Below are 13,610 nucleotides of genomic sequence, written 5' to 3' on the forward strand. Positions count from 1 at the left end.
ATGACCAGACAAATCGTTCTCGCCACAGGTAATCCGGGCAAAGTTGCCGAGCTTGGCAGCATGCTTAAAGATTTGAATATCGAAATCCTGCCGCAAAGCCAGTTTAACGTAGGTGATGTCGCAGAAACCGGCACAACCTTTGTGGAAAATGCCATTATTAAAGCCCGTCATGCAGCCAAAATCACGGGCTTGCCTGCCATTGCGGATGACTCCGGTCTGGAGGTTGACGCACTTAACGGCGCGCCTGGTGTGTACTCGGCCCGCTATGCCGGTGCAGGTGCCAGCGATCAGGATAATATCGATAAACTGCTGGAAGCAATGACAGGCGTTACAGAGCGTGCTGCCCGATTCTGGTGTGTACTGGTTTACATGCGCCATGCCGATGACCCAACGCCGGTCATTTGCCAGGCCAGCTGGGACGGACGCATAACCGACGATCAACAAGGCTTACAGGGCTTTGGTTATGATCCAGTATTCTGGGTGGAAAGCAATCAGTGTACCTCAGCACAACTGAGCAAAGCAGAGAAAAATGCCCTCAGCCATCGAGGTCAGGCATTACAGCAATTGCTGGCACATTTTAAAGGTCAGCTGTGAAACTCCCACCGTTAAGCTTATACATTCACGTGCCCTGGTGCGTGCAAAAGTGCCCTTATTGTGACTTTAACAGTCATGGTCAAAAAGGCGAGATCCCCGAGCAGGAATATATTCAGCACCTGCTTGCGGACTTGCGTGCCGATTTGCACCTGGTACAGGGCCGTAAACTGCATAGCATTTTTATAGGTGGTGGCACACCCAGCTTGCTCAGTGGTGACGCTTACACGCAACTATTGGGCGAAATTGAAGCCTTGACAGGCTTTAGCGATGATATAGAAATCACCCTGGAAGCCAATCCGGGCACAGTCGAAACCGACCGCTTTAAACACTATGTCGCAGCAGGTATCAACCGTATTTCCATCGGGGTACAGAGTCTACAGGCGGATAAACTCAAGGCTCTGGGTCGTATTCATGGAGAGCAGGAAGCCCGCCACGCAGCTCAGGAAGCCCACGATGCCGGGCTAAACAGCTTTAACATGGACCTGATGCACGGCCTGCCAGACCAGTCCGTTGCAGACGCACTGAGCGACCTGCAACAGGTGATTGATCTGAACCCACCCCATTTATCCTGGTATCAGCTCACCATTGAGCCAAACACACAGTTTGCCTCTAAACCACCGACGCTGCCTCAGGACGAAATCTTGTGGGATATTCAGGAACAAGGCCAGGCACTGCTTGCCAAACACGGCTATCAGCAATACGAAATTTCCGGCTATGCTAAGGCCGGTTATCAATGTCGACATAACCTGAATTACTGGCAATTCGGCGATTATCTGGGTATTGGATGTGGGGCTCATGGCAAAATTACACAACCAGATAGCAACGAGATAGTGCGTACCGTTAAAGTTAAGCATCCGCGCGGTTACATGGATCTCACTAAACCCTATTTATACGACAGTTGGCAGGTAGAGCCCGCAGATCGCCCGTTTGAATTCTTTATGAACTGTTTTCGCTTGCATGCCCCCTGTGCAAAACAGGATTTTTGCGATTATACCGGTTTATCACTGAAAGATATTGAACCCGCAATTGCCCGGGCGATAGAGCAAAACCTGCTGATAGATCAGGGTGATTCATGGTTGGTAACAATTAAGGGCCACAGATATCTCAATGACCTGCTAGAATTGTTCGTCTGATACCTGCTCTTAGGATAAGATTGGGCTGGTAAGCTTGCCGGTAGATGAAAATACACCTGCCGGAGACAATTTTTGTTGGTGATAATGCACCAACACCCTAATCCAAGTGGAACACAATAAAAAAGGTAACCCATGCGTAAAATGACACTCCTTGCCGCAGCCGTGGCAGCAGCGCTCCTCTCAGGTTGTCAGCAAACTGCAGAGCAACCAACTAACACCGCCAAGGCGGAAGTAACCCAACAAGTAGTACAAAGCGAAGTAGAAAAGGCCAATGCCTTTTTTGATGAAGTTTTTATGCGCGGCGTTATGCGCAGCCCGGTTTACCAAACTTACCTGGGTATTAAGCAAGACTACGACAAATGGGATGATGGCTCTGAAGCGCGAGCAAAAGAGGATCTGGAACTCACCAAGAAAGACCTGGTTGCTTTAAAAGCGATTGACCGTAGCAAACTGGATGCACAAACTCAGGTAAGCTATGACTTGTTCAAGCAAGGCTTAGAAAATCAGATTGCCGACTACAAATGGCGTTATCACAACTATCCAGTCAATCAGATGTACGGTACTCACTCAATGGTCCCGGCATTTTTGATCAACCAGCACCAAATCACTGACGTAAAAGACGCCAAAGCGTATATTTCACGTCTAAATGGAGTGCCTGTGGTATTCGAGCAGCTGGAAAAAGACCTGACTACACGTGCTGACAAAGGTATTATTGCGCCTAAGTTTGTATTCCCTCACGTCATTGATTCAAGCAAAAACATCATCAAAGGGGCACCGTTTGCCAGTGGTGAAGATTCGACTCTGTTGGCTGATTTTAAACGTAAGGTCAATAAATTAGACATTGCAGACAGTGAGAAGCAAGCCCTGATCGGTGAGGCAACAGAAGCACTTAAAACCGCAGTTAAACCAGCCTACTCTAAACTAATCAGCTACTTGCAACAGCTTGAGAAGCGTGCTGATACTCGTGATGGTGCCTGGAAGTTCCCTGATGGTGAGAAGTTTTTCAACAATGCGCTGGCGCGCACCACCACCACAGATTTAACTGCGGCAGAAATCCACAAAATTGGTTTGTCTGAGGTTGCACGTATTCATGATGAAATGCGTGAAATCAAAGAAAAAGTCGGCTTTAAAGGCGATCTGAAAGCCTTTATGCAGTTCATGCGTACCGACAAGCAGTTCTACCTGCCTAACACTGAAGAAGGTAAAGCCAAGTATCTGGCAGACGCGACTGCCATGATCGACAATCTGAAAGGTCGTCTTGACGAGCTGTTCATCGTCAAACCAAAAGCCGACATGATAGTTAAACGCGTAGAAGCTTTCCGTGAAAAATCAGCAGGTAAAGCCTTCTATCAGCAGCCAGCTCCGGATGGCTCACGTCCGGGTGTGTATTATGCCAACCTGTATGACATGGAAGCCATGCCAACCTACCAGATGGAAGCACTGGCTTACCACGAAGGTATTCCTGGCCACCACATGCAAATCGCCATTGCTATGGAACTAGAAAACATGCCTAAGTTCCGTAAATTTGGCCGCTATACCGCTTACACTGAAGGCTGGGGACTATACTCTGAGCTGGTGCCAAAAGAAATGGGCCTGTATGAAGACCCATATTCTGACTTTGGCCGCTTAGCGATGGAACTATGGCGTGCTTGTCGTCTGGTTGTAGACACAGGTATCCATGCAATGAAGTGGACGCGTCAGGAAGGTATTGATTACTATGTAAACAACACGCCAAACGCGAAGTCTGATGCAGTGAAAATGGTAGAGCGCCACATCGTGATCCCATCTCAGGCGACGGCTTACAAGATTGGTATGCTGAAAATTGTTGAACTACGTGAAGCTGCTAAGAAAGAGCTGGGCGACAAGTTCGATATCCGTCAGTTCCACGATGTAGTACTTAAAAACGGTCCAGTGCCACTGAACGTGCTAGAGCAATTCGTGAACGAATGGGTTGCCAGCAAAAAAGCCTAATCACATGGCTCTGGCGATACCATCTTAAACGCGGTATTCGCCAGAATAATGTGTAAGCAAGCCCCGCCATGAGCGGGGCTTTGTATTTTAATCTCCCCACCTAGCTTTTGAGTCACCAGGTTGTAGATGATACTTAATCCCAAACCTGTGCCGCCCGAGTGACGTTTTGACGTGACAAAAGGCTCAAAAATCACAGGCAGTAGTTCCTTATCAATACCCTGTCCATCGTCTTTAAAATAGAAGTGTACATAGTCATTCACGATATGCGCCGAGACTATGATGGTCAGCTGTCTGTCCGGATGTTTACCATGTAATACACTGTTGTTCAGGCTATATCCGATGATCTGATTAAACACATTGGGATAGCTACTGAGGATCAGATTATCCGGTATTTCAATTTCAATTTTGTACTCCTTCTCAGGCAGTTCGCTGCGATAACAGTCAAACACCCCTTCCACCAGGGTTTTCAAGTCAAATTCCATCTCCGTGTCGTAATGCTGCTGTGCCGATACCTTTTTAAAGTCGTCAATGAGTGAAGCTGTGCGATGCAGGTTGTTTTCCAGCAAAAAAAGAGCCGACTCTGCCTCCCCAATAAGATTGGTCAGCGTGGTTTTCTTCAGCTGTCCGCTATCTAAATCGCGGCGCATATTTTCAACCTGCGCTTTAAGATGAGACTGGCTGGTAATGGCAATGCCCAGCGGGGTGTTTAGCTCATGGGCAAAGCCACTGACCATATTGCTCAGGCTCGCCATTTTGGCCTCTTCAATTAGCCGCTGCTGGGCTGCACTGAGCCTGGCCATCAGGGTCTCGATAAAGTCGAGCAGTTCATCCAGATGGTGACCTATCTGGGCAATTTCATCTTCACTTTTGAGATTGACACGTAAAGAAAAGTCTTCATGCTTAGCGACCCTGACAAGCACTCTGCCAATCGCCATAACCTGCGCGGATACCCGACTATTAAGGTAGTACAACAGGAGCAGACTAAAGCCGCTACTGAGTACGATTGATAGCAAACTGATCAAGATCAGCTGTTGCTGCTCCTCCTGATACGCACTGAACAGCTGTTTAGCCACAATCGTAAAATGGCCGCGTATCGCCAACTTTAGCTCACCCAACTCACCACGTACGCCCTGGTTATGATCCAGCCCCTGTTTTTGCAATACATTGGTGTATACGACAAAACCATTCTGATAATGCTCCAGCGTCAACCCAAATGCCTCTGCACGCTCAGGGAACTTTGTCCGGATACGATTTTTAGCTTGCAGGATCAGGTCGCCGTGTTGATTTAGATAGCTTCTGTCGAGCCGGAGCAAAAAGTCTTTTTCCCGTCGCCTCAACTCCAAAAGTAAGATCTCCAGTTGCGGATCTTGAGCCTCTTTGGCAAGCGCCTGCAAAGCATGTGCTTTACTGCGGAACTCACCATACACGCCATCGTCTTTATCATAGCCCAGCAACGCCTGCATAGAGGCCAGTTGCTCATACAATTCGGCGAACTGATTAACCTGCTCATCGAGCTTAAACAGCAACTCAAGATGTTGATGATCAGTCACCAGTAAAGCGACCAGCTCATTGAAGCTATCCCGATATGCATAACGATAGTCATCAATAGAGAGCAAGGAGGCTTTCTGCCTTTCAATCACAAACCGCTCTTCCTGATCCAACAGCCGCTGGATTTGGGTTTGTAATTTAAATAAATGATCGTTGAGTTGCTTGCTATGATCCAGCTCCCGGTAGAGAAACCAGCTCACCGTCGCAATGATCAACGCCGCACCAATGGCGGCCACTTTGAATAACAAAAGTGACTGTTTTAACTGCACAAATAAGTTCCTGACTTGCCCCTAGTCCTCATAAGCTTAGACAACATAATCGTGTTCGGCGAGCATTACCCAGACTTTGCATCATTCACTTATGATTAAAAATCGCCTCCTATACAAAGCACCGCTCGTTATGGTGATCCATAGACTGATTTTCATTTAACTCAATGCGGTCTAGACTTAACAGCATAAGTTCATTTAGACCTGATGCAGTTGGGTTGCAGTTACTTAGAGTGAAGGTATGAGCAGCTTAGGTAAACCCAATAGTCTGTTATCCCCTGGCAGGCGTATTTTTTTGCGCCAGAGTACCGCCTTGCTGCCTCTGCTGGGAACAGAGCTTCAAGCAAAGCAACCAGACTGCACCGGAGCACGTTACCGTTTAGTTTTTGCCTCCCCCTATAATACCGAGCTATGGCTGTCTTCCCCTCATATGCACCAGCAGCTGAAACGCAATATTGAAGACTTTTCTAATGGCAAAATCTGCGTGGAGATCCGCGATAAAGGCCAACAGGGCGTTGGCCGTGAGCTAGCTGTACAGGTTTCCAGAGGTGCCATTCAGGGGGCACTGCTGAGTGTCTCTAACCTGTCACCTATTGTGCCTAAGCTCGATATTCTCAATATTCCCTTTTGGGCTGCACAGTCTCAGTCTTACCTGAATCTCATCACCTCAAAATTATGGCAGCAACAGGTCACTGATCAGATCCGTGCTCAGAGCGAGATTGCAATCTTGCTGTATCATCTGCCCGGCGCCAGAACCCTGACCTCTACACGTCAGTACGGCAAGTTGCTGAAAACGCCCAGCGATATCATTGATGTGATCTTTCGTGTGCCCGCCAGTCAGGTACTCAGACAGTTTTATCAACTCTGTGGCACCACACCGGTTCAGGTGGCCTGGAAAAAAGCAGCCATGCTGGCGGCGAGTAAACGTTTCGATGCCCTGGACCCGTCGGTAACGGGATTATATAACGGTCCAAATGGGCTAAATCGCCACATAGGGGCCGTATCTTTGATTAATTCGGTGCAGGATGGCTGGGTATCGGTTATTAATCAGCAGTGGCTCAATTCGCTGCCAAGAAAGCTGCGCATTGCCGTTTGGGAAGGCGCAGAGAAAACCTTTACCCAGCACCTGCCAATGGCACGTCGGGCCGCGCTTTACTGTCAGCGTGGCCTGCTCAGAAATGGCGCCACCATTTATTACCCGAGTGCCGATGAGATGGCCGCCTGGCAGGAAATTGGCGGTTATCAGCGCCGTGAATGGCACGCCACCAAAGTGGCGCTGTTGGGAAAAGTCAGTGCCTTTGATGAGTTTCTGGCCGCCACTCAAGTCAATAATGGCCTGACTTTTCCAACCTAGCTGTTAAATACCTTGCTGAATTTGCGCGTTAAAGCGTTGCAGCGCGGGCTTTTTCATCAGGCTATAACATACTGGCAATACCAATAGCGCTAACACCAGTGCGCTGAGCATACCACCCACCATAGGCGCAGCAATCCGACTCATGATTTCAGAGCCAGTGCCTGTGCCATACAAAATCGGCAGCAAACCAATGATGATAGTCGCGACGGTCATCATCACCGGCCGTACCCGTAGTGCAGCACCATGTAGCAAAGCATCTATGTATTGTGATTCGCTTACAGCAACCTGCCGTGCTTTGGCCTCGCTTTGCAGGTCTTCAAACGCCTGCTCCAGGTACACTAGCATGAGTACGCCAATCTCGACCGCCACACCGGCCAGCGCAATAAAGCCAACCCCCACCGCGACGGAGAAGTTAAAGCCTTGCAAATACATCAGCCACAGACCGCCCACAGTGGCCATAGGCAGAGTCAGGAGGATCAGCGCCACCTCACCAAAACGACGGAAGTTAAGGTATAACAGCAACATGATGATTGCCAAAGTCAGCGGCAGCACATAACTGAGCTTTTCCTGAGCCCGGAGCATATATTCATACTGACCCGCCCAGTTTAATGAGTACCCGGCGGGTAATGCCAGCTCTTCGGCGACCACACTGCGCGCCAGCTCAACATAACTGCCCAGGTCTACACCGTCTATGTCGACAAAGGTCCAGCCATTGATGCGGGCGTTCTCACTTTTGATCCCCGGCGCGCCACTTTCTACGTACACATCGGCCACATCCCCAAGCGCAATACGCTGACCGGTAGGCGTCACGATTGGCAACCGTGCCAGCTGCTCGGGCGAGCTACGATAATCCTGCGGATAACGCAAATTGACCGGGTAGCGCTCCTGCCCCTCTACGGTTTGGGTAACATTCATACCACCAATGGCGGTGGCCACCACTTGCTGCACATCGGCAATGTTTAGCCCGAAACGACTGGCCTGCTCGCGGCGAATATCCACTTTAATATAACGCCCGCCCGCAACTCGCTCAGAATACACAGACGCCGTGCCAGGTACCTTGCTGAGAATGGTTTCGAGACGCTGACCAAGCGATTCAATAACGGTTAGATCTGGGCCTGCAATCTTAACCCCGACCGGCGTTTTGATCCCCGTCGCGAGCATATCGATACGGGTTTTGATGGGCATCACCCAGGCATTGCTGACACCCGGTAGTTTCACCAGACGATCCAGTTCGGCTTTGAGCTTTTCTGTGGTCATGCCCTCACGCCATTCGCTGCGAGGCTTAAGCTGAATAAAGGTTTCAATCATAGTCAGTGGCGCAGGATCGGTGGCCGATTCGGCACGGCCGACTTTACCAAACACATTTTCTACCTCGGGCACTGTGGCAATCAGTTTGTCGGTTTGCTGTAACAGCTCACGCGCTTTACCGATGGAAATCCCCGGATAAGTGGTGGGCATATACATCAGATCGCCTTCATCCAGTGGCGGAATAAATTCGCTGCCGATTTTATTCAGCGGATAAAAGCCCACCACAGTCAGAGCGATCGCTGCCAAAAGCGTGGTCTTAGGGAAACGCATCACCTGTCGCAGCAGTGGCATATAAGCGGCTATAAGCAGCCGGTTGAGCGGGTTCTTGCGCTCCGGCGTGACTTTGCCACGGATAAAGTAGCCCATCAGCACTGGGACCAGGGTAATTGCCAGTCCGGCAGCTGCTGCCATGGCATAGGTTTTCGTATATGCCAGCGGCGCAAACATGCGCCCTTCCTGCGCTTCGAGAATAAACACCGGCAGGAATGACACGGTGATGATCAGCAGGCTGAAGAACAGGGCTGGACCCACTTCCGTGGCGGCTTTCGCCACAACCTGCCAGCGATTGTCGTCGGTCAGCGGCGTCTTTTCCATGTGCTTATGAAGGTTTTCTATCATCACGATTGCCCCATCGGTCATCGCACCGATGGCGATGGCAATCCCGCCAAGCGACATGATGTTGGCGTTGATCCCCTGAAAATACATAACAATAAAGGCCACCAGGATCCCCAACGGCAAAGTGATCACCGCCACCAGCGAGGAGCGCAAATGGAACAGGAAAGCGGCACAGATCACGGCCACCACCAATAGCTCTTCAAGCAACTTTTGCCACAGGTTATCAACCGCCCGCTCAATCAGCTGGCTGCGGTCATACACAGTGACCACCTCAACCCCTTCGGGTAAGGAGGCCTTCAACTCATCCAGCCGGGCTTTCACACCGGCTATGGTCTGCTGCGCATTTTCACCAAAGCGCATGACCACCACGCCGCCAACCACTTCACCTTCGCCGTTAAGCTCGGCAATGCCGCGTCGCATTTGCGGGCCGATGGTTATTTGCGCGACATCACCTAAGGTCAATGCGGTGCCCTGTGCATTGAGGCCCAGCGGGATCTGGGCAATGTCAGTGACCGAACGAATATATCCGGTGGCCGTCACCATATATTCAGCTTCTGCCATCTCGATAACTGACGCGCCGGTTTCCTGGTTACCTCGTTGCAGCGCCTGCTGAATATGACTCAGGGGCAGGTTATAGGCGCGCAGTTTATCCGGGTCAACCTGCACCTGATATTGCTTAACCATACCACCCACAGAAGCCACTTCGGAGACCCCAGGCACCGTCTGTAACTCGTATTTTAAGAACCAGTCCTGGAGACTACGTAATTGGCTAATGTCGTGCTTACCCGAACGATCCGTCAGGGCATAAATGTACACCCAGCCCACCCCGGTGGCATCCGGTCCAAGTTGTGGTTTGGCAGTCGGTGGCAGTAAGTTGGCCGCTTGGCTGAGATACTCCAGTACCCGGCTACGCGCCCAGTAAAGATCCGTGTCGTCATCAAAGATCACATACACATAGGAATCGCCATAGAAGGAGTATCCCCGCACTGTGGTTGCCCCCGGAACTGACAACATGGCGGTGGTCAACGGAAAAGTCACCTGATCCTGGACCACTTGCGGCGACTGGCCCGGATAACTGGTTTTGACTATGACCTGCACATCCGATAGATCCGGAATGGCATCGACCGGCGTTTGCTTCAGTGCAAACAGGCCGCCTGCCACCAGCATCAGCGTGCTCAACAAGACCAGTACGCGATTGTGCAAAGACCAGGTTATGATTGCTGCTATCATGATAATACTCCCGGCTTAATGATGCGCATGTTCAGACATGGCAGAGTCTTGCTCACCGTGCTGCATCTTGGTCACAACAAAATCATCCCCCACCTCGAAGGTAAAGGTTATCTGATCGCCAACATTAAACGCACTCAGGTCGATGTCTTCGGCTATCACAAAGTCCATGGTGGCCGCTGCCCGCCCCCATTTCTCTATGGCGCCGCGATGGATAGTCGCGGTACGCGAGGCGGCATCTATTGCTTTGATATGGCCATCCACGGTCGCCGTTGGTAAGGTCGGTTCAGCCATGATGTGAATGGTGGTGATTTCATACCCGGCATCCGTTTTGGTGACCTCAAAATGCAGCGACTGACCGGCTTTAAGCGCACTGCTGTCGAGCGTCTCAGCAAGTTGAAAATCCATGGTCATTTCGGGCCATTCCCACTCGGGCACAGCATCATGAGTCATGTTGATCACGTCCGATTGCGCCTCATAGTGGTTCACAGTACCGGCCATCCAGACCTGAGTTGGTTTTGCATCCGCACTCATACGCTTAAAGTCAGAGCTTTTGCTGGACTCCGAATCAATCAGGAAGTGAGCTGAAGTGACAACCCGATCGTCCTGCTGAAGTCCATCGAGGATCTCAGTGCTTTGCAGCCCTACCCGACCCAAAGTAACGGCCACAGATTTAAAGCGCCCGTCGCCCAACGCCACAACAACCCTGTCCTGCTTACCGGTGCGGATCACCGCCTCGCTCGGCACCTGCATGGCTTGTGTTTTACTGCCGGCCTGAATTAGTACCTGCGCAAACATATTGGGTTTCAGTTGCCCTGCTGCATTGTCAAACTTCAAACGTACCCGCAGGGTCCGAGTGGTTTCATTGAGGGTTGGATAAACATAGTCTACATTGCCCTGCCAACGCGCACCGGGCAGATAATCCAGCGTCATAGTAACGGGCTGACCGGCTTTGACCAGCGCGGTATCGCGCTCGAATACTTCGGCTTCCACCCAGACCTGATCCAGCTGGGCAATACTCATTAGGGTATTACCTGGATTGACATAAAACCCTTCGCGGATCTTCAGCTCGGCTATCACACCGCTTTGGCGGGCGTAGAAGGTGATGGTCTGACGCACCTGACGCTGCGCCTCTAAACTGGCGATAAAATCGGCCGACAATTGCAGCGCCATTAAACGCTCGCGTGCCGCTTTGATCAGGGTGGCATTATTACGATTTAACGCGATTAAAAATTCTTCCTGCGCATTCACCAGCTGCGGCGAATAGAGCGAATACAAAGGCTGCCCCTGCTCCACCGGCTCGCCGGCCGCTTTGATGTACAGGGTTTCAACCCAGCCATCGACGCGCGGGTGAATGTGTACCAGTTTGTCTTCATCATATTGCACATAACCCACCGTCGAAATCGTGCTGTGCATCGGCCCCACTTCAACCGCAGCGGTTCTCACGCCCAGGTTATTCACGACTTCAGGAGAAATGGTGACGGCGCCGGGCACCTGCTCTTCACTTTCGGCATAAACAGGCACCAGATCCATGCCCATAGGCGACTTACCGGGTTTATCACGGCGATAATTACTGTCCATTGGCGCCACCCAGTAGAGCGGCTGGTTGCTATCGACCTCTGCATCAGCGGTATGAGAGGGTGTGGCGGTCAGCGTCATCAGGACATAGCTCAGCGCGCCCCCTGATAAGCCAGCTAGCAATAGTTTCAGCGTATTATTCATCATTCACTCCTGGCTGATAGGTGGTGAGGTAATAGTTCAGTCTGGCAACGGCTTTAAGGGCATCGACGTCAATTTGTTTGGCCGCGACTCTGGCATTGAGCTCGGCAATGCGGGCTCGCACGACCTCGGCAAAATCGCCGTTATCATTGGTATAGGCGGTGAGCGCAGCTTCTGCTTGCTCATGTGTTTGTTGCAGCAACTGCTCCCGATACAAGGTCTGACGCTCTGACAATCGCCTTAGCTGACTCGCCTCTTTTTCAACCTGACCGGACAGCTCACGCAGCAACAGCAATTTATCGGTTTTGATGGCTTCGCGATTTGACTGAGCAGAGCTCAGCCACTGGTCCTGACGGTTGTCGGTAAATAAAGGCACATCCAGCGTCACCCCCAGCGAAAAGAAGTCGGCGCGGCTGCTGCCATCTGGCATATCACTGCGATATCCATAGCTGGCATTCACACCCCACTGCGGCTTATATTGCTGGCGAGCAATCGCAACCCCTTTGCCAGCCGCCTCAATACGTACATCCTGTGCCAGCACCACCGGATGGCTGGTAAGCCGTGCCAGTAGTCGCGCTGCATCCGGCTTACCCTGCATAAAAATAGCCGGGACAGCCACTTTTAGCTGAGGCAAGGTCTCTGGCAAATTGATATCAGACCAGGCGATATGCGCCTGAGCGCCTCGCAGCCAGGCCAGCAGCTGTGCACGCGCAGATTCCCGTTTTTGGTATTCAACGCTGAGGCGGTCATCGAGCTGCACCAACTCGAGTTGCGCGCGGATCACATCCTGCTGGCGGGTCCGCCCGACCACATTGGCATAACTGGCTTTACTGACATCGACCAGTTGCTCAAACAGGGCTTTATCCTGCTCAATCAAAGCAATGGTACGCTCGGCCAGATAGGTATCGAGCCATAGCTGACTGACTTGTGCCCGTATTTGCGCAACCCGATCGGCGCGAAGCAATGGATATTCTTCACTGGCAATCTGCAGTTGCTCGCGTTTAAGTGCTAACTCATCGCCACGGCCAAAATGCTGGCTCACGCCCACCTTAAGCTGAGTCATTGCCTCGCGGTCGTGTTGCCAGCCATCCACCGGCAGATTCATCATAGACAAGGACACTTTGGGATCGGGTAGCGTACCAGCGGCGAGGCCTTGCGCATAAGTCGCTTGCTGCTGATGTTGGTGTTTTTGCAATAAAGGATCCTGAGCAATTGCCTGCTCTATGGCTTTTTGTAAAGGCAAAGAGGCCTGTACAGAGCTGGTTGCCATTATCAGTGCGCCCAGTAGCGCGCAACGGGCTGTTGCAGGAATTAAAAACGGCATCAAAACTGCTCCTCATAAGTATCGATTTGCGCATAAACCTGATGGCTGCCATCTTTCATCAGCAGTAAGACCTGATATGGCATAAAACGCTCATCCACTTCCATGCCAGGCGAGCCCAGCGGCATGGCAGGCACACTCAGCCCAATGGCATCCGCTTTAGGGTTGGCCAGAAATTGCTGAATAAACTTTGCCGGGACATGCCCTTCAAATACCCAGCCGTCATGGCTGAGCGCGGTATGACAAGAGCGGTAACGCGGTGCAATACCGTGACGTGATTTAAGCGCACTTAAAGACGCCAGCTCCCTGCCCTGCGCCGCAACGCCTTGCGCCAACAGGTGTGACAGCCACTTTTTACAGCAGCCACAGGTTGGCGTTTTATAAACAGTTAACGCCTGTAACGGGCCCGGCTGAGCCTGGCTGCTCAGGCTCAGCAGCGAGCACAAACAGGCGCTCAGAAATAGACCATATTTATTGGTAGTAAAAGACATCATTTGCCTCCGTCTTCTTCTGCCTGCCCATTCAAATAACGAGAGCAGATCAGAATCATATAA

9 protein-coding genes are annotated in these 13,610 nt (G+C 51.2%); 4 read left to right on the forward strand and 5 right to left on the reverse strand.

Translation table 11 applies throughout. The annotated features are described in order from the left end of the window. From rdgB to CWB98_RS06060, 3 genes are all read left to right on the forward strand, one after another. Entirely contained in the window at nucleotides 1-594 is a 594-nt protein-coding gene (rdgB, locus tag CWB98_RS06050; protein WP_138544020.1) for an RdgB/HAM1 family non-canonical purine NTP pyrophosphatase, read from the forward strand. Next, complete coding sequence (gene hemW, locus CWB98_RS06055) at nucleotides 591-1,727, forward strand: radical SAM family heme chaperone HemW (RefSeq protein ID WP_138544021.1); 1,137 nt, start codon at nucleotides 591-593, stop codon at nucleotides 1,725-1,727. Before rdgB ends, hemW begins: the two co-directional genes overlap by 4 nt. Before the next feature lie 132 nt (nucleotides 1,728-1,859). Next, entirely contained in the window at nucleotides 1,860-3,698 is a 1,839-nt protein-coding gene (locus CWB98_RS06060) for a DUF885 domain-containing protein (RefSeq protein ID WP_138544022.1), read from the forward strand. On the opposite strand, the gene CWB98_RS06065 is transcribed toward CWB98_RS06060, so the two are convergent. Continuing rightward, complete coding sequence (locus CWB98_RS06065; RefSeq protein ID WP_138544023.1) at nucleotides 3,695-5,515, reverse strand: sensor histidine kinase; 1,821 nt, start codon at nucleotides 5,513-5,515, stop codon at nucleotides 3,695-3,697. The genes CWB98_RS06060 and CWB98_RS06065 overlap by 4 nt on opposite strands. Nucleotides 5,516-5,753: 238 nt before the next feature. Between CWB98_RS06065 and CWB98_RS06070 the strand changes: the two genes are divergently transcribed. Beyond that, on the forward strand, nucleotides 5,754-6,866 hold the full coding sequence (locus CWB98_RS06070; RefSeq protein ID WP_138544024.1) for a TRAP transporter substrate-binding protein: 1,113 nt from the start codon (nucleotides 5,754-5,756) through the stop codon (nucleotides 6,864-6,866). A 3-nt stretch (nucleotides 6,867-6,869) separates the two neighbouring features. Here CWB98_RS06070 and CWB98_RS06075 read toward each other — a convergent pair whose 3' ends face one another. From CWB98_RS06075 to CWB98_RS06090, 4 genes are read right to left on the reverse strand one after another with little or no spacing between them, the layout of a single operon-like run. Further along, on the reverse strand, nucleotides 6,870-10,019 hold the full coding sequence (locus CWB98_RS06075; protein ID WP_138544025.1) for an efflux RND transporter permease subunit: 3,150 nt from the start codon (nucleotides 10,017-10,019) through the stop codon (nucleotides 6,870-6,872). 15 nt (nucleotides 10,020-10,034) lie between these two features. Further along, nucleotides 10,035-11,738 (reverse strand): efflux RND transporter periplasmic adaptor subunit, encoded by a 1,704-nt coding sequence (locus tag CWB98_RS06080; protein WP_138544058.1) that lies wholly within the window; start codon nucleotides 11,736-11,738, stop codon nucleotides 10,035-10,037. Further along, nucleotides 11,731-13,059, reverse strand: a complete 1,329-nt coding sequence (locus tag CWB98_RS06085) for a TolC family protein (RefSeq protein ID WP_138544026.1) — start codon at nucleotides 13,057-13,059, stop codon at nucleotides 11,731-11,733. Before CWB98_RS06085 ends, CWB98_RS06080 begins: the two co-directional genes overlap by 8 nt. Next, entirely contained in the window at nucleotides 13,059-13,547 is a 489-nt protein-coding gene (locus CWB98_RS06090; protein ID WP_138544059.1) for a DUF411 domain-containing protein, read from the reverse strand. The genes CWB98_RS06085 and CWB98_RS06090 overlap by 1 nt, the downstream gene beginning before the upstream one ends. Nucleotides 13,548-13,610 lie beyond the last annotated feature (63 nt).

This window comes from Pseudoalteromonas rubra, from assembly GCF_005887115.1.
Taxonomy (GTDB): domain Bacteria; phylum Pseudomonadota; class Gammaproteobacteria; order Enterobacterales; family Alteromonadaceae; genus Pseudoalteromonas; species Pseudoalteromonas rubra_F.